This window comes from candidate division WOR-1 bacterium RIFOXYB2_FULL_36_35 (genome assembly GCA_001771505.1).
Lineage (GTDB): Bacteria > Margulisbacteria > WOR-1 > XYC2-FULL-46-14 > XYC2-FULL-37-10 > XYB2-FULL-36-35.
Genome location: MEUA01000010.1, coordinates 25,999 through 43,883 on the forward strand (window position 1 = coordinate 25,999; position 17,885 = coordinate 43,883).

Below are 17,885 nucleotides of genomic sequence, written 5' to 3' on the forward strand. Positions count from 1 at the left end.
TTATCTCCTCCCTTGTGAAGCAATTGTCTTTAATGTGTTTATTTTATAACTTAACAATTTTACTAAAGAAGAATACCTTAACACATTCTGCGAGATCTCATCCATTTCTTGTTCTACAGTAATCTTTTTGTCTTCTCTTTTTATAACTTTTTGTAAAACTTCATCAAAGGTATTAGGTTCGAACCCGGGGGTATTTATATTTGCTAAGTTATGGGCAGCAACCTCCTGCTTTATGATAGTCTCTCCCAATGCCCCCTTTAAACTGATATAAGCAGGATCAAACATGCTTAAGCTCCTTTTGCAAAAATCTTATCCCTTTATCAATTAACCTGCAAACTTTTGGCCGTGATAAACCAAGTTTACTTGCAATTGTTTTTTGATTAAATCCTTTTCTGTAAAAGAGTTCCATAACTTGCTTATGTTGAATTGGCAGCTTTTCAAGACACACATTAAGTTTATCCTGAAGCTCATTAAATTCCAAATCCTCAACAGGACCCTTTTCCGAAGAAACCTGAACTTCTTTAAAACTGACAATTTCTTCCAAAGAGAGCAAATACATAAGAGCTGAAGCAGAAACAATTTTCTTAATCTTTTTAACGGCCACTTTAAAATCCTTTTCAGAAAGATTTTTCTTTTCTATGTCTTCCTCTCGCTCCTTCATTTTTTCAACAACAGCAGCTTTATATCCTTTTTTAGCCAAATCACGAATCATAACCTGTATTCTATAAGGAACCGGACTATAATTTCTCAATCCATCAAGAATCTCACCACGAATTCTGTAGGACGCATATGTTTCAAACTTAACACCCCGTGACGGATCAAAATTTTCCCACGCTTTCATTAATCCAACAGTCCCATCAGAAACTAAATCATTATAATCAACAGAAGGGGGCAATCCTTTACCTGAAACCATTGATGCTATAGAATGTACAAGCGGCATGTATGCTTCAACAGACCTAGGCATTTTTCTTCTCAATGAATTCTTATTTTTTTTATCTATAGTCAATTCTAATATCCTTTCTTTATGTTATTTTGTATCGGATATAAACTCCGAATTTTTTTCCGCTAGCTCCCGCGCCAAAGTATTTATAAAAAAATCTTTTGCCATAGAGGAATAATGTCCTTCACCAAACCCGCCAAAATCACCTTTAAAACTTTCTTTTAACATTTCTTTATAAAATATTGTAGCAAACTCCAATGATACTTCATTTGAACCAATTTGATTAGTATGCCCAAATTTTTGAGGAATCTGATTATTCTGTCCGTATATTTTATTACTAATAGATTCACCAGTTATCATTTTATTATATTATCTCCAATTCCGCTTTTAGTGAACCGACCTTCTTCATCGCCTGCAATATAGCAATAAGCTCCTGAGGCTTAGCTTTAATAGCATTTAATGCTTTAACTAAAGTAGATAAGCGCGATGAAGAAGGGACAAGAAGAATTGAACTGTCAGAACGCGAAAGATTGACATTTGTTTGTATTCTCATAGTATCGGAAGCAGAATTATACGCATCTGCATGACCTTCGGAATATAAGTTTACAGGACCCACTGTAACATTTATCCCTCCATAGCTTACCGCAACTTCTGATATTTTAACATTTTCTCCCATTACAATTGTTCCTGTCCGTTCACTTATCACAACTTTTGCAATACTATCCGGCACAACAGTAATATTTTCAATATCGGCAATAGTTCTCAACGCGTCCTCAGTTCCTAAAACCGTAACATTAATAGTCCCGGCATCAATTGCACGTGCAGCATACCCACCTTCTTCTATGGCTATTGCAACCCTATCAGCTGTCGTAAAATCAGGCTCATCTAATACAATAGAAACAAACCCTTGCTCGGCAATAGTAACAGGAACTTCTCTTTCTACCAACGCCCCACCCGGAATTCTTCCTGTCGTTGCATGGTTCTTTCTTACCGTAGACAAATTTGGCATAATTGTATCATAGTCAATGGAAATATTCCCTTGTGCAGTAGCATAAACATTACCATCAGGCCCTTGCAAGGGAGTTAAAAGCAACGTCCCCCCACCCAAACTAGTGGCATCCCCAACAGAAGATACGGTAACATCCATCTTTTGTCCTGATCTAATAAACGGGGGCAAGTTACAAGTCACCATAACGGCTGCAACATTTCTACTTTTAAAATCTATTTGGGGAGCCATCCCCATTTTTGACAAAAGATTGTTCATTGCTTGTTGAGTAAAACCTGTAGAAACAGAATCTCCCGTATTTTTCAAACCAACAATCAAACCAAATCCCATAATTTGATTCTCTCTTGCTCCAAGAACACTGGCCATATCTTTAATACGAACGGGAGGAGCAGCAATACAGGATTCAAATTCCAAATTCCAAATCCCAAATCCCAAAATAAAAACAATAAACAAAATTATACCCCTAAGACCGCTTAACTTAATATTTATATAATGTTTTTTATTGTTTTTCATGTTAAAACAACCAATTTAAAACTCTGGTCAACCATCCAGGATCTTCCGCTTCTTGCACAACTCCCACTCCCGTGACAGATACGTTAGCATTGGCAATTTGATAAGAATATACAACATTGTTAGCTGTAATATCTTTTGCGCGAACAATACCTGAAATAACAACTTCTTGCATTTCATCATTGATGCTTATTTTATGGCTTCCTTCTATGCTTATATTTCCGTTGGGTAAAACCTCCATAACAATAGCTGCAACCTTTGCCGTAACGCTAGACGCTCTTTGAGTTGACCCGCTGCCTGAATACTTGTTGCCATTATTAAATGCCGCGGAATTATTTTGATCTATAAGAGGAATTAAACTATTAATTGTATGTGTAAATTTAAAACTCATATCATCCTTAACATCAGTATCTGTTCCTGCTTTATGTTTAGCATTGGTATTTTCAACTATAAGAACGGTTATAATATCTCCAATTTTATAGGTCTTTTCAGATGAATAAGGCGAAGGAGAATTTTGATTCCATAAAGAATCCGCAAAAACAGGAAGAAACAAAATAAAATTGACAAGAAACAACGAAAATATAAACATCAAAAATATATTTAAAAGTTTTTTTATGCGCAAAATTCATCTCCTATTATCATAAGCTGACCTTTACAACCCCATTATTTAATACAACAGCATTAAATGTCTCTTTTGAATTATCACGCTTCACTTTAATAATATCCCCCGTTTGCCCATCTTCTAAAGCAATTCCAAACGCCTCCACCAAAAGAGTTTCAACCGGAACCAAGATTGTAACTTTTTCACCTTTCGCAATAACAGGTTTTAATTTTAACATCCAACTGTATAATATTGCCCCTTCACTAATATTTCCTTTTGCCACTTTAGTTAAAACATCTTTCATACTAGCATAGTAATTTTGTTGTAAAGAAGACACATTCTTGTTTTCCAGGCCTATATCTTCAGCAGATACAATAGAACCTTTCATGATTTTCTTTTTTGCCACTACAATATTTTTAAAGATTCCAATATCTACCTGTAGATATTCCTTTCCAAGATCAACCTTATTTGAAGATACAACAAAGGGAATAATCATATGAGTCATTATTTTTGACAGCTTATAATCTTCCGGGATCGTAATCTCAATATTTTCTCTTCCATCACAAATGTCCATTAATGCCTGAGTTTTGATAAAGTTTACGCTAATTTGTTCTTTTGCCCATTCAGGTTTTTTTGAAAAGACAAATTTTTTTATCGATGATTCTATTTTGCTGTCAATTAAATCTTTTGAATCACCAGAACAATAACCGGTGAAAAAAAAGAGAGACAAAAAAATTAAAATAATTATATTTTTCAACATAAAGTCAAACCTTTTACTATAAATTACGCTTTCATCCTTGTTAGATTAGTCAACATCCCTTCATACCCTGAAACAGCTTTGGTTATGGTCTCAAAAACCCTTTGAACCATAACCATCCTCATCATTTCAGAAATAACATCAACATTTGAAGCTTCTACGGAATATTGAGTTATTGTTCCAAAACCTTCATCTCCAGGATAACCGTTAATCGGATCTCCGGATGATGGGGTCTGCGCATAAAGATTTTGACCAAGGCTCCTTAATCCTCCGGGATTTGAAAATTTAACAAGAGAGAGCTGACCTATTTCTGTCTGGGAAATTGCATTATCTATAGAAACAAAGACAACTCCATCCTGCCGAATTACAATAGATGTTGTTCCCTGGGGTATAACTATAGAAGGTTCAAGAAAATGTCCATCAGCATTTACCAAATTCCCTTCATTGTCAACCCTAAGATGCCCTGCTCGTGTATAACCTATGGACCCATCCGGCATTTTAACCTGAAGAAAACCTTCTCCATAAATAGCAACATCCAAAGGATTGGTTGTATGCTCAAGAGTCCCCTGCGAAAAATCTTTCGGTGTTGCAGCCACACGAACCCCTGTGCCAAATTCAGGAATAACATTCGAAGAATTATCATATGCAGCCATTTGAACAGCTAACATATCTTTAAAAGATTTTTGCACATATGGAAGACTTTCCATTTCAGTCCGTCCTGCCTTAAACCCGGGAGTTTTAGCATTAGCTAGATTATTGGTTATCTCTAATAATTCATCTTCTGAAGCAGAAAGGCCTGTCGCAGCAACATATAAAGGTTGAAACATGTTAATACCCCTCCTTAATTATTGAACTCTTCCCATTCCGATGGCTTGAGATAAATTACCGTCACGAGTTTGAATTATTTTCGTATTTGTATCATAAATACGGTTTATATAAATCATTTCCACCATCTGATCGACAACACTTGCATTGGAAGATTCTACGTATCCCTGAAGAATTTTAGGATTATCAACCTCTTTTAATGCCAAATTCCCTGTCGGATCTTTAAAAATAACCCCATTTAAAGACTCAAGAGACTGGTTATCTTCAAAGTCAACAACTCTTATTTTATCAACAACTTCCGAATCGACCAAAAGTTCACCAGTTTCTGAAATATCTATCCTGCTTCCTGGAGAGACAAGTATAGGCCCATTTTGTCCCATGAGCTTATAACCGCCAACAACAGTTACAACTTCTCCCTCCGGATTAACCATAAACCTACCATCCCGAGAATACCCTTCTCCCCACGGACAAAACAGAACAAAAAAACCAGGCGTTCCTATGGCAAAATCAGTATTTTTACCCGTGCGAACAAATGTCCCCTGAGCATAATTATAAAAAGTCCCATCAACTTTTGGAGACTGGGTTGAAAGCTTTTTTTCCGCGGCTTCTAATTCAAGAGGAAAAGATCGTATTGTTACATCTGAACTTCTAAAACCAGGAGTCTCAGCATTAACAATGCGGTTAATAAGGCTTTGCATTTTTTCATCTGTAGACGCTAAGCCTTCCGCCCCAATTTGTAAAATTGGATCGCGCTGCATTATTCCTCCTGTTTTCTTCTATTCGGGTCAAACGATCATCATTGCATTAAGAATGAGAAAGATCAGCAGATTACTCAATAAAACTGGAATTATTATACCACTTGAAAAGACAAAATCAATTAAAATTTTGTATGTTTTTTTTGAAATTAAACTCTTCTTTTGCTGATAATAAACTATAGGGGAATCAAAGCTTAACCCCGATTATCTTTATTGGGGAAAATAATCGGGATTAATTAAGAATAACTAATGTATTGTGTTTAAGGAGATAAATCAGAATGAAAGTACTAAGAGGGAGTGGATGGGACACCAGCCGAACAATAAATTTTATTCTAGGAAGAACAACCTATATCGAAACTTTTTTGGGATCATTTAAGAGCGGAAGAGTAAAAGTACATATATCTCCATCATTGAGCAGACATGCAGTTGATGTTAAAGTTAAAAAAGAAAATGAAGTAGTTGGCAGAGTAAAAAGAGATGAAGTAGCTTTTCTTTCAATAGGGACAATTCAAATTTTCTTAACTCAATACAATGAAATAACAATTGGGAAAAAAATCCCATCAAATGAACATGGCGCCGCAGATATAATGATTGAAGATAGTTTTCTTCCTAAGCAATTTTTTTCTATATATTTTGATAGAGACAATCAATGTTTTGCTCTCAAAGTGTTTTCCAATCATAGCCGCCTCACTATATACGACAACTACAAAGGAAGACAAGAGCAGGTATTACTTGACTGCGATACGGAACCTTTTTTGCTTTCCCCTTACAATATTATTGAATTCGAACTATCCGGAATTAATAGTTTTGGGGAACAAGAAAGAGCAACAATATCATTTAGACATGTTATACGAAATGGTACGCCCCAAACAAAAAAAGAACCAGAACTAATGTTGCCCCCGCCATTTTTTAATATAACCCAAACAGAACCAAGGACAAATGGTATTCCCCCAACAAGCCTTACAGAAGATTCTCCTTGCAAAAGCATAGTCCTAAGACAACCAATGCCAATTATAACAAACGGTCATTTTCTTAAAAGATGGCAAATTAAAAATTTAATGGATATCGATACTCCCCAAGCATGGGAAATTCTTCTGACCAAAACAAAGAGAAGATTTCTACTTTCATTATTAAAAACAAAAAACCGCGATAAATTACTTAGAATATCTGATTTGGCAAAAACCGGCAATTTAGCAGCCAGCAATTTTTTATGCTCTTACCTGCCACAAATGGGAAAAAAAGATTTTACACAATTAGCATCTTCTCACGGAGACCTAAAACACATAACAAGTTCTCTTAATTTGTCGCAGCTTTATTCTCTTGTAAAAACAGAATCTTCTGTTAAAGCGGGAAAAAGTCTATGGGGACTTAAAGATGAGGTTTTTCGAAAAATTTTACAACAAGCAGAAGGGCTTGACAATGAAGCTATTCAATTATTATTTCAATTCTTAATTTCAGAAAAAGACATGTTTTATGTTATGCATCTTAATGACATTGCACTTCTTGAAAGATCGTTGCCATTGGTTGGCAGGGACAACATAGAAAAATTGCTATCAATGTTAATTGATTTTGTGAAAAAATCTTCAGGATCAACAAGGAAAAAGATGTTTTTGCCAATAAAAACAATACTAGAATTTTTAATACGTAAAGCAAAAACATCTGCAACAAAAAATTTATATATATTTATTATAACAGACTTCCTGTTCTATAAATTTCCTTCTGAATACATAGGCTATATGGAAGCTTACAAGATTTTTGAACTTTGTCTGTATGATTGTTTAAGATGGGAAGATTTATATGCTTTATTAAATAGCGACAAATTCCCTAAAACCTCCGAAGGGAAAGAAGCTTATAAAAAAGTCCTTCTTATTGTTTTGGATGCAGCAGAAAAAGGAAACGCAAAAGCCAAAAAGTGTCTTAAAGATCACTTACTAAGGATAGATACTTACTGGCTAAAATATTTAAAGGTTTTTGGAACTTCTGACGGTTGGGGGATTTTTACACAGCACTGGCCCAGAATCAGAAAAATCAATGAGGATTAAGCTGCCTAAGCCTGATTTTTTGAGGCAGAAAACATCGTCTTTTCATCTCTTTTTTTCCTTCTCTGTCTCTCTCATTTTGGATATAAGTTTCTCTCTCTTCTCCGCCATTCTATCAAGTTTATAAATAAAAAATAAAACTTCGGCAACAAGAGTGTAGAGTTCGGGAGGAACTTCTGTATCTATCTCAAGTTTTGCGAGGAGTTGCGCAAGATCAGGATCTTCATAAAGAGGAATCTTGTTTTCATCCGCAATTCTTAATATTTCGTCAGCAATAGGACCACTCCCCGCAGCTAAAACAAGGGGGGCTTTATCTTTATCAACATCATACCTTAAAGCAACTACAGCCCTTTTTTTTTCTTTATCTTCAAACTCAGCCATTATGCCTCCAAATCAATCCTCTTTAATTGAGCGCCAAGCTTAGGCAGCATAGGAATTAAATATGGCTTTACGCTGCACATGGCAGGATCAATTTTAATCTGATACCCTGAAACAATAAAATCACTCTGAACAAGCTTTTTTTGAAGCTCAGAATATTCCCTTGCTATTATCTCACTTGCATCATCACCATATTCTTTTTTATTAAAAACAAAAACAATATAAACTCTTTTTGCCTTCACATAAACGGAACAAACCATTTTACCAAGATTTGCTGTTTGCAGGGATAAAACAACCTGAGAATTTTCGTAATCAAAAGTTGAATTTTTTTCATCACCGTTCCGTTTTATCACTATTTCCAAATCTTTTGGCGGATCTGCTGACAAATTAGGAACCTGCTTATAAAGGAAATTTACGTCCTCTTTTCCTTTTTGGGACAATAAAGCTTGAGCAACCAAGTTCTCTATAACCGCATTAAGTTTGCTCATAGATTGCCCCAAACTTGATTGTAAAACTTGAGCTTCCGCAGAACCAGAATTCTCTGCTTTTCCTTGAACCTCCGTTAATAAAGCTTTTAAAGCTTTAATATCATTAAGAAGATTTTTGTTGTTTACTTTAAATTGTTTGCCTGTAAATCCAGAAACTGCTTCATCAAACTGCGCAAGAAGAGCCCCAAGCTGAGAGACAAGATTAGTATCCAATAAACCTTTACTTATGCCCAATGCGGAACCAAGATTAGTTAAGCCTTGTTGCAGTGCAACAAGTTGAGAAGCAATCTGAGGATTTTCCGCAAAAAATTTACCAAGTATCTGCAATGCTTCAGGAGAATCTATCCCTTTCATGGTAAGCATAATGGCTGCTTCCTGCATACTTAAACTTTTATTCGTCCCTTGAAGCAAAGATAATATACTTACAAAATTCACCTGTGAAAGTTCCAAACCATCTTTAAGCATTAAAGAAGCAAGCTTAACATTAAAATCTGTATCAGGTATCTGAAGCTGTAGAAGATGTTGTTTTATATCCGCAATAGTTAATGGTCTGGCAATATTTGCAGCCTGTGTTGGAGGTAAAGCTGTTGTTGTCCCCGTAGTTTGAGAAACAGTAGTGGTAGGTGCAGCGCCTGTTGTAGAACCTGTGGAAACAGATCCTTTTACATTCCCACTTATCTGAGTTTGATTAACAGTCTGAGCCTGAGGCGCACTCTTGCCAGAAGGCCAAATTATAGGTTTTCCAGGATGAACGCCTCCAGACTGGGTTGACATATCTTGAGCCATGGCATTTATTATATCGTAACGGTAAAAGGAAATCTTGTAGAACTTTTATTTGAAGTATTATTTTTTAGGTTTTTCAGAAGTGGAAGATTTATCTCCCTCTTTTGAAGTCGCACCCTCTGTTGATTTAGCTTCCGTTTGAGAGGACAATCCCTCACCCTCCGCAGGAAGCGCGCCTTCAACCACAGGAGCAGCAACAACCTCTTCTTTCGCAGGAGCAGAAATATGCACAATAGAATCTGTCTGATTAGCCAGAATCTTAACGCCTTCTTTAACTTCAATGTCAGAAACTAAAATACTATCCCCTATATTCAATAAAGAAACATCAAATTCAAACTTTTCAGGTATTCTATCCGGCAAACATTCAACTTCAAGCTCTCTAATATTATGTACCAAAATACCACCTTCGTCTTTAACCCCGATAGACTCCCCTGTAAGCTCTACATGCACTTTTGTTTTAATTTTTTCATCCATACGGATACGGAAAAAATCAATATGCAAAATGTCTTCACCTAAAACATCTCTTTGAACATCATGGACAAGAACAGGCAATGTATCGTTTTTAATTTTTAGGTCAATAATGGCATTTTTTCCAACATCTCCACCTATAATTTTGACAAAGGATTTAATAGGTACAGAAATAGGAAAAGATTCCATTCCATGACCATACACTATAGCAGGAATAACACCGTTTTTACGTAAACCACTAACCTTCTTTCCTAATAGTTCTCTCTTTTCAGCTTCTAAATAAACTTTCTTCATAATAGTTTAATTATACCAAAAAACTTAAAAAAACTCAAATCACACAGGCTACCTCCTTATCTCCACGCCCAAATGCTCTTCCAAAGCTTTTTGAATAGTATTAAATTTTTCATTCACAATGTCATCTGTCAATGTTGAGTTTTTATCTCTAAAAGATAGTCTATAGGCTCTGCTGTTTTTGTAAATATCAAACAATTCCACTTCCTCCAAAAACTCACCCCCAAATTTTTTAATGAGGTCAACTATCTTTTGATGAGAAGAATTTGATGAAACAAACATGGCCAAATCTCTCTCAACTTTAGGAAACCTAGGTAATTTGGAATACCTTTTTTCTTTTTTTGCCAAAAACAACGCCGTCAGGTCTAATTGAAAAACAAAAATATCCTGTCTAAAATTCCATTTTTTAGAAACTTCAGGATGCAACAAGCCAAACCATCCGATATCTTTAATTTCGCCGGACTCATTTGGGTGAAGGAGGTTATTGTTAACTGATGAAACATAAAAACAATCTACAAACTCATAAAGCAAGTTTTCAACAATCCCCTTAACATCAAAATAAGATGATTTAGGAAAAGTTATAGCGCCCGCTATAATATCTTTTTCTTGATGAGGAGTTCCAGGCATAAAAATTTTCCCGACTTCATAAATCCTTATATCATTAATCTGATGCCTTATATTATGAGAAATAACTTTCAAGAGTCCGGAAATAATATCGGTTCTCATAACAGATGCTTCGGATGTCATTGGGTTTGATATCTTTAAAGCTGAACCATCAGCGTTGTTTGGATCTACTATGCTAAAAGTTTGAACCTCATATAAGCCTGATCCTGCCAAAATCTCTTTTATGTAAGATACCTTATCCAAAGTATCATCACCTAAAGATTTTTTAATAAAGGTAGGCATCGTAGTTAAAATTTTATCATACCCATTTATACGCGAGATTTCTTCTATTAGATCAATTTCTCTTTCAATATCCGAAATCCTGAAGCTTGGAACTTCCACTTTTAATTTTTTATTATCTTTTTTAATAATTTTAAATCCCAATCTCCTTAAAATCTTTACGGCAACTTCCGGGAAAATTTTAATTCCCAATAATTGTTCTAGTCTAGAAAATCTAAGATCCAATATTTTGGGAGCGCTTCTTTTTTCTGCTATATCAATTATTCCAGACAAAACATCTCCATTCCCCAACTCCGCAATTAATTGAGCTCCAAGATCCAAAGCCCGTCCAACCATGTTCCAATCAACTGCTTTTTCAAAGCGGGCCGAAGATTCGGTTCTTAATTTGGTCTCTTTTGAAGTTTTGCTTATCGAAAGAGGGTTAAAATAAGCTGATTCCAAGACAATCGTCGTTGTAGAATCAGAAACTTCTGTATTTTTCCCACCCATAACGCCAGCAATAGCAACAATTCTCTCTAAATCTGCAATGACAAGCATATCTCTTGTAAGTTTATGTTCTCCTCCATCTAAAGTCTTAAATGGTTCGCAATCAGAAGCCCTTCGAACAATTATCTGTTTAAAGCTTCCACTCAAACTTTGCAGTTTGTCTGCGTCAAAAGCATGCATAGGTTGACCATACCCTAAAAGAATATAATTTGTAACATCGACAACATTGTTAATCGATCTTATTCCACAAGATTCAAGCCTCTCTTTAAGCCATTGAGGAGACTCTTTTATTTTTACATTTTTGATGACCCTGGCCATGTAGCGCGGACAAAGTTTTTTATCTCTTACATCAACTCTAAGATATGATGAAATTTTCTCTTTTATCTCTTTAATCTTTGTTTTTGAGGTTTTTGATTTTGCTCCTGTTACAGCACAAACTTCACGGCTAACACCTAAAACAGATTGGCAATCTCCCCTATTCGGCAAAATATCAACCTCAAGAAAATTGCCGGCAGAAACAGAGGTCTCAAGTCCCGCCATAGTAAGTAAAGAAGCAAGCTCATCTGCTTTTATGTTTATATTGACAAAATCTTTTAACCACTCTATAGGAACTTTCATGTTTTTTTAATCCTTATTCTCAAATCTCATCCCCCACTCTCAAAACTGTTTTAAAAACCTCAAATCATTTTCATAAAAAAGCCGAATATCATCAATCCCATGTTTAAGCATAGCGATACGCTCAATCCCCAAACCAAAAGCAAACCCTGAATATTTTTCGGGATCGATATCGACGTAACCAAATACATTTGGATCAACCATCCCTGATCCCAAGATTTCAATCCAGCCGGTCTCTTTGCAAATTCTACATCCTTTACCGCCACAGGAAGTACATTCAACATCAACTTCCGCCGATGGTTCTGTAAAAGGAAAATAACTTGGCCTGAATCTTACCTTTTTGTTTTTGCCAAAAACAGCATGCAAAAACGCGGTTAAAACACCTTTTAAATCGCCAAAAGTGATATTAGTATCAACCATAAGCCCTTCCAACTGATGAAAAACTGATGAATGAGTAATATCATCATCTCTTCTGTAAACTCGACCCGGAACAACAAAAGCAAAAGGAGGTTTTTGTTTCTCCATTATACGAATCTGAACAGGAGAGGTATGAGTCCTAAGCAAAAGTCCATTTTCAAGCCAAAACGTAGCCCACATATCACGTGAAGGGTGATATTTTGGGATGTTTAACGCTTCAAAATTATAATATTCCGTTTCAATATCCGGACCTAAAGCAATATCAAATCCTAATCGCCTAAAAATTTTTACAAGCTCATCTACTACAACAGTGATAGGATGTCTCTTTCCGCGAGGAATTCTCTTCCCGGGAAGAGTTATATCCATTGTCTTTTCAGACAGGTTGTGAGCCAAGATCTGTCCTTCAAATTGAACCTTTTTTTCCTCTATTTTTGTTTCAATCTCTCTTTTGGTAAGATTCAAAGATTGACCAAAAGCAGGCCGATCCGAAGGATCTACAGTCTTTAAAGATTTTAATATCTCTGTTAAAAGCCCTTTTTTCCCAAGGTATTTAATGCGAATTGACTCAAGATCTTGTAACGATTTTACACTATCAAGATCACTATCAGCTTGTAATTTAATCTCTTCTATTTTACCAGATAGCAAACGCTTACCTCCCGATCCTGGGACTGTTGCGAAATGTCACCCTGAGCTCAGCCTAAGGGTGCGAAAACCTTAATCCTCTTATTAAAAGATAATTATAACAAAAAAGTTGAAACTTTGTACTGTTTTAAACGAAAAAAAATTATATGACAATTCAAATATCTACAAAAAGCATCTATGCCGCAAAAAAAATAAAAGCAGGGCTAGGTGCTGTTATTGAGTCTGAAGGGAAATGTCTTGCCATCACAAGGCTTTCTACTCAAAGAACAGATTTACAGCCTCTTTACACTGAAACAACCTCTTTAAAAATAGTCAGAGGGATTACCGGAAGGATTGCGATAAGAAGCAATCCGAACTTTGAATTTGTAGATCCCGCAAAAAGGGCAAAAAGGATAAAAGAACTTGTCTCTTTAGGCAACGCAAATGATTTAGAATCAGCAGCGATGCTCCTTTTTTCCTGTGGTGATTCTTTTGAAACAATTCAAAAAATTATTGAAGAACAAAAACTGGAGCATCAGCTTGTCTTACTATGCGAGGCTGGTAATCCCAATTCTGTGGCTGATTACTTTTATCAACTCGCGATAAATGACAAAAAAGAAGGAATAAATAAAATCATAGAAATTTCTCGGGGCAAAACGGCAGCAAAATATGTTTACGGATTTACAAGTTACAGGCGATTGGCCGTGGTCTTGTTCAAACTTTCTATGAAGAATAACGGCTCAGGAAGGAAAGTTGTTGATAACATATTTTGCGCTGCCAGAGAACTTTTAGAACCTGGAATATTAGAGTCTGCCTTAAATGAATTAAACAGACAAATGCCTCATATTTTTAAAAATTACGCTGAATTCTCAATACCACAAATAAGAACTCCTCTATTTTTTGGAAGTCCACAAACAGGATTCAAAGAAACATCTACGTTTAAAACAGAAGGGAGCTCTCTCTTAAAAGAAAGAATGGAGGCAAGAAGAGATCTGACAATTGAAGAAGAAATAATCGCGCCTGAAATATCAAAAACAAGAAGACCGGTCTATTCAAGTTGTAAAGCATTAGTCTTAAGAAATGACCCTGTGAGTAATTTATCAAAGTACTGGGATTTTGGATACGCAGATGCAAGGGAAACACTAATAGCCTCAGTCCAGGATCTGACAAGAAAAGGAGATTATAAATCAGCCTGTTTTTTATTGTTTGGTATACCAAGAAGAATAGATGAAATATCATCCGTCTTAAGGATCGAATATTTAACATCAGAGGAGATAAGGGGTATTTTAGAAGTATTAGACAATGAAGGATTAAGAAGTTTTTTAGTTGAAGTCGCAAAATATGGCAGAGAGAAAGAAATTGGGGAATCTGTCGAACGTCTTACAAACTATATCGATCCATTTTTTTATGGGATATTACTGACATTATCAAAAATGCCAATACAAACTTTGACGGATGTTTTAGACATGATGATAAACCATAAAGAGGAAGAACAAAAAGAGGCCGCATATTATCTATTAAGAGAAGGATTAAATCCGTTTAAAACTTATCATTTAAAATATACAGAGGCTTTGGAAACAATGTGCGCAAGAGATGGATATTTACAACCTATAGATTTTATTTTGCATGGGAAATTGCTCGTAACCGATGAAGCGGTTGCAATTCCAAATACAAGAGGCAAAATAAAATTTTACGACAATTTAATGCGTGAAAACAATCCAAGTATTGTAAGGCTTAAAGCTATGGTATGTTTAGCTCAATTGGGAAAAGGGGACATCGCGAAAAAATATCTTTCCGATAAATTCACAAAAATCCTACTACTAGAATGTATATTAGAACTTGCGGCTGAACATAGCCGATTTCTAACATTATATAATCTAGATATTTTACTCGGTCTGGTTGACTATGATTGTGAAGCGGTAGCTTATTATGACGATAAAATTCAGATTCTTGGCATTAATAACGAAAAAATATCAAGAGAAGATTTTATTTCACGATTAAGAGATGCCTTTTTGGACACCCTTATTCCGGATAGTGCGATAATTGATTTCATAGATTACCTTGATAAAGCAACTGCAGCAATAAATCAGATAAAAAGAAAAGAACAGGAAAAAGAATGGTGTCCTGAATTAACAGAAGGGTATCTTAGATTAATGGAATTCCAAGATGCAAGGTTTATCCCGTGGATTAAAAAGGGTTTATCACATTTAGACGTTGAAATCAGGACTGCCGCACTCAAAAACATCCATCTTTTAGAAAAAAGGGCCGCCGTAAAAATAGCAAGAGAAGTTGTACATTTACGGAAAAGGAGAAGGCCTACTTACAGCGATACACGCCTAAATTGGAATTATAATGAGGGAGTTCAAGGATGCCTTGCTTTGATCAAGCTAGGAGAAGTTTCAGAGGGACTCACAGCATTATTAGATTTTGCCCTTGATTATTACGATTCACCAAAGAGAACAACAAAAGAGACCAAACCAAAACTTGAAGGTCACTCCAAGCAACTTTATCTTATTACTCAAAAAATATTCGAGGCTCTTCTTGATAAAAAAACACAGGAAGAGAAAGAAAAACCTTGTACTACAGCAGCTCTTGAGTATTTAAAACATCCCGAAGCCGCGAACCATTTGATATTAAGAATATCTAAAGACAAACTCTCAAAAATATTAGAACAACTTTCAGAACTCGAGTCAAAGGGGACTGCAAACATTACCTCCCAAGGGTTATTTAGTTTAACCAGTTATGAAATAGTTTTAAGAAAGTTACTAGAAGATGAAAAATACACAACTGCGTATGAGGTTATAGATAGCTTGAGCAACTTTTTGTTTCAAACAAGCAAAAAACCAAGAACTTTCTATAGGACAAGAAGAAAAAAATATCTGCCATTGTTAAGACTAGTATGTTCAAAGCTCACAGAAACAAAATTATATATTGATATACCTGTTATGCTAAGGCTCGAACCAGATGATGTAAGCGCCATGTCTCTTGGAGGAGCGTTAAGACTACATTTTTTTTCAATAAGCATTTTAAATCTTGGGAAGGCGCATTCCAATAGAACATTAGATAATTTAGAAAAAGGGTCTACATTATTCAAAGATGAACTTGATCTTTTTAGAATTGACACATTTATAGAAGAATATGAAGAAAAACAAATAACAAGAGAAATGTTTCTAGGCAACCTAATAGATTTTCTCCACGAACCAAACTGGCAGAATACTCTTGCAGGGCAATATGCTTATCACGCCTTACAAGAATATGATCCTGATCCCCCTGAGCTTACTCCCATCAACTTTAATCCGCCGATTTTTAAACGTTTTTAAAAAATTTTATGCCGGAGCGCCTCATATAATATAATAGAAGCCGCCATTGCCGCATTTAGCGATTCGGCTTTCCCGGGTATTGGAATCTTTACAGTATCATCGCATATTTTTAAAATATCAGAAGGGAGTCCCACAGATTCATTCCCTATTAACAAAACAGTCGGTTGCTTATAATCAATATCCCAGTGCGTTTTTTTAGCTACCAAATCTGTCCCCAGTATCCTGTATCCTTTATCCTGTATCCCGATCAAAACAGAAAGGAGATTATCAATCTCAACAATAGGAACTCTGAAAATCGATCCCATCGTCGAGCGTACAACTTTTGGATTATAAGGATCAACCGTCCCTTTTGAAACAATAATTCCAGATGCGCCCACAGCATCGACAACTCTTATCATGGTACCAAGGTTCCCCGGATCTTGTATCTCTATGGGTAACAGGATTAAAGAATTAAGAGGATTAGAAGGCTTACGAAGATTAAGTAAATTGCTGATCTTATAATTTGTTTTTCTGCAAACGGCTAAAACCCCCTGAGGAGTTTCAACTAAAGACAGTTTTTTCATTTCTGAAGAAGATATTTTATAAACTTTTATGTTTTTCTTTTGGGCATCAATAATCGCAGAAACATCTTCAGAATAAACTATAAATTCAACCTCGCCAAATTTGATTGCCTCTTCTACAAGTTTTTCACCTTCAGCAACAAACAAAGATTCTTCATCGCGAATTTTCTTTTTATTAATAAGAGCCAAAGCCAGTTTGGCTTGTGATATCAACATTGGCCCAAAGCCGCACGGAAAGCAGTGTTATCGCAAATAAATTCATTTTCTATTAATAATTTTCTGAAGTTTAATAAATAAGTAAAATGTTTTTCACAAGAAGGAAAAACAGCCACACGTCCACCTCTCGCAAATGTGGTTCTGACAAACCAAAATATAGAAAAATTTTCCATTGCTTCACATAAATCCATGCCTAAATACTGATTTAAAAATTTGAATGAGCCTATGTCATAGAACTTACAAGTCAATCTTCCCAAAATCATAGCCTTATTAAATAAAGCAAATTCTCTTTTTAAAAAAACATCGTTTTTGGGATCCCTTGAATTTAATCCGTTAAAAACAAAAGGGAAATGCGAAGACGAGTCACTATTGCAATCAGGGAAATAACACAATTCTTTTCTTCTATTATCCATGACACAAGAAAATTCAAGTGGAATTAAAGGATAAGTCCTATTCCCAGGAAAGGTAAGAGCCAAATCCAAAATCGTTCCAGAATCAACGCTAATTAATTCGCTCTGCGCTCTGGATGCCCTGTGAATTATAAGTCTTGGAGTAGGATCATAAGAAAAAGCAAAATAATTTCCGGCATCCTCATTTAAATAGGCTATAACTTCTTCTGGCACCTTATCTAACTGACTTAACAATTCTATGTCTACACTTCTTCCCTTTTCGCCACGCAAAATATCATAAACCAAACTAGAATCCAATAAGTTTAATTTGGCATTACTAAAATCGATTTTACGCATTCCAAGGATAACCGCTTTATTTTGGCCAGCATTAGCCACAACCCCAATCCCTCCCCTATCCCAAGAAAAAAAACCTCTCCCAAATTTTTTAACGAATTCCGGAAATCTTATCGTCGTTTTGTTTAACATTCGACTATTCCTCTCTTCTACAATAAAAAAT

At 35.5% G+C, this 17,885-nt stretch carries 17 protein-coding genes; 2 read left to right on the forward strand and 15 right to left on the reverse strand.

Features of this window, described 5'->3' with window-relative positions; genetic code table 11:
• Genes A2290_04405 through A2290_04440 form a run of 8 tightly spaced genes read right to left on the reverse strand, consistent with a single transcriptional unit; the run spans nt 1 to nt 5,397 of the window.
• Nucleotides 1-285, reverse strand: a complete 285-nt coding sequence (locus A2290_04405; protein ID OGC16321.1) for a hypothetical protein — start codon at nt 283-285, stop codon at nt 1-3.
• Nucleotides 278-1,006 carry a hypothetical protein gene (locus A2290_04410; GenBank protein ID OGC16322.1) on the reverse strand — a complete coding sequence of 243 codons (729 nt, stop codon included), beginning with the start codon at nt 1,004-1,006 and terminating at the stop codon, nt 278-280. Before A2290_04410 ends, A2290_04405 begins: the two co-directional genes overlap by 8 nt.
• 21 nt (nt 1,007-1,027) lie before the next feature.
• Nucleotides 1,028-1,300: a hypothetical protein gene (locus A2290_04415; protein OGC16323.1), complete on the reverse strand. Its 273-nt coding sequence runs from the start codon at nt 1,298-1,300 to the stop codon at nt 1,028-1,030.
• A 4-nt stretch (nt 1,301-1,304) separates the two neighbouring features.
• The gene (locus A2290_04420) at nt 1,305-2,429 is read right to left on the reverse strand and encodes a hypothetical protein (protein OGC16363.1); all 1,125 of its coding nucleotides are present in this window, start codon (nt 2,427-2,429) and stop codon (nt 1,305-1,307) included.
• A gap of 31 nt (nt 2,430-2,460) precedes the next feature.
• Entirely contained in the window at nt 2,461-3,078 is a 618-nt protein-coding gene (locus tag A2290_04425; protein OGC16324.1) for a hypothetical protein, read from the reverse strand.
• Between the two features lie 16 nt (nt 3,079-3,094).
• Nucleotides 3,095-3,817, reverse strand: coding sequence for a flagella basal body P-ring formation protein FlgA (locus tag A2290_04430; protein OGC16325.1), 723 nt, complete (start codon nt 3,815-3,817; stop codon nt 3,095-3,097).
• Nucleotides 3,818-3,840: 23 nt separating this feature from the next.
• Complete coding sequence (locus tag A2290_04435) at nt 3,841-4,641, reverse strand: flagellar basal-body rod protein FlgG (protein OGC16326.1); 801 nt, start codon at nt 4,639-4,641, stop codon at nt 3,841-3,843.
• A gap of 18 nt (nt 4,642-4,659) precedes the next feature.
• The gene (locus A2290_04440) at nt 4,660-5,397 is read right to left on the reverse strand and encodes a hypothetical protein (protein OGC16327.1); all 738 of its coding nucleotides are present in this window, start codon (nt 5,395-5,397) and stop codon (nt 4,660-4,662) included.
• 275 nt (nt 5,398-5,672) lie between these two features.
• On the opposite strand from A2290_04440, the gene A2290_04445 reads away from it, so the two are divergent.
• Nucleotides 5,673-7,436, forward strand: coding sequence for a hypothetical protein (locus A2290_04445; GenBank protein OGC16328.1), 1,764 nt, complete (start codon nt 5,673-5,675; stop codon nt 7,434-7,436).
• A 42-nt stretch (nt 7,437-7,478) separates the two neighbouring features.
• On the opposite strand, the gene A2290_04450 is transcribed toward A2290_04445, so the two are convergent.
• Genes A2290_04450 through A2290_04470 form a run of 5 tightly spaced genes read right to left on the reverse strand, consistent with a single transcriptional unit; the run spans nt 7,479 to nt 12,907 of the window.
• Entirely contained in the window at nt 7,479-7,814 is a 336-nt protein-coding gene (locus A2290_04450; protein ID OGC16329.1) for a hypothetical protein, read from the reverse strand.
• Nucleotides 7,814-9,085, reverse strand: coding sequence for a hypothetical protein (locus A2290_04455; protein OGC16330.1), 1,272 nt, complete (start codon nt 9,083-9,085; stop codon nt 7,814-7,816). Before A2290_04455 ends, A2290_04450 begins: the two co-directional genes overlap by 1 nt.
• A 57-nt stretch (nt 9,086-9,142) precedes the next feature.
• A complete protein-coding gene (locus A2290_04460) occupies nt 9,143-9,844 on the reverse strand; it encodes a hypothetical protein (protein OGC16331.1) in 702 nt (233 codons plus the stop codon).
• A gap of 48 nt (nt 9,845-9,892) precedes the next feature.
• Nucleotides 9,893-11,848, reverse strand: coding sequence for a phenylalanine--tRNA ligase subunit beta (locus A2290_04465; protein ID OGC16332.1), 1,956 nt, complete (start codon nt 11,846-11,848; stop codon nt 9,893-9,895).
• Nucleotides 11,849-11,887: 39 nt separating this feature from the next.
• Nucleotides 11,888-12,907, reverse strand: a complete 1,020-nt coding sequence (locus A2290_04470) for a phenylalanine--tRNA ligase subunit alpha (protein ID OGC16333.1) — start codon at nt 12,905-12,907, stop codon at nt 11,888-11,890.
• A 143-nt stretch (nt 12,908-13,050) separates the two neighbouring features.
• Between A2290_04470 and A2290_04475 the strand changes: the two genes are divergently transcribed.
• On the forward strand, nt 13,051-16,203 hold the full coding sequence (locus A2290_04475; GenBank protein ID OGC16334.1) for a hypothetical protein: 3,153 nt from the start codon (nt 13,051-13,053) through the stop codon (nt 16,201-16,203).
• Here A2290_04475 and A2290_04480 read toward each other — a convergent pair.
• On the reverse strand, nt 16,200-16,979 hold the full coding sequence (locus tag A2290_04480) for a hypothetical protein (protein OGC16335.1): 780 nt from the start codon (nt 16,977-16,979) through the stop codon (nt 16,200-16,202). The genes A2290_04475 and A2290_04480 overlap by 4 nt on opposite strands.
• Entirely contained in the window at nt 16,973-17,854 is an 882-nt protein-coding gene (locus A2290_04485) for a hypothetical protein (GenBank protein ID OGC16336.1), read from the reverse strand. Before A2290_04485 ends, A2290_04480 begins: the two co-directional genes overlap by 7 nt.
• Nucleotides 17,855-17,885: the final 31 nt, after the last annotated feature.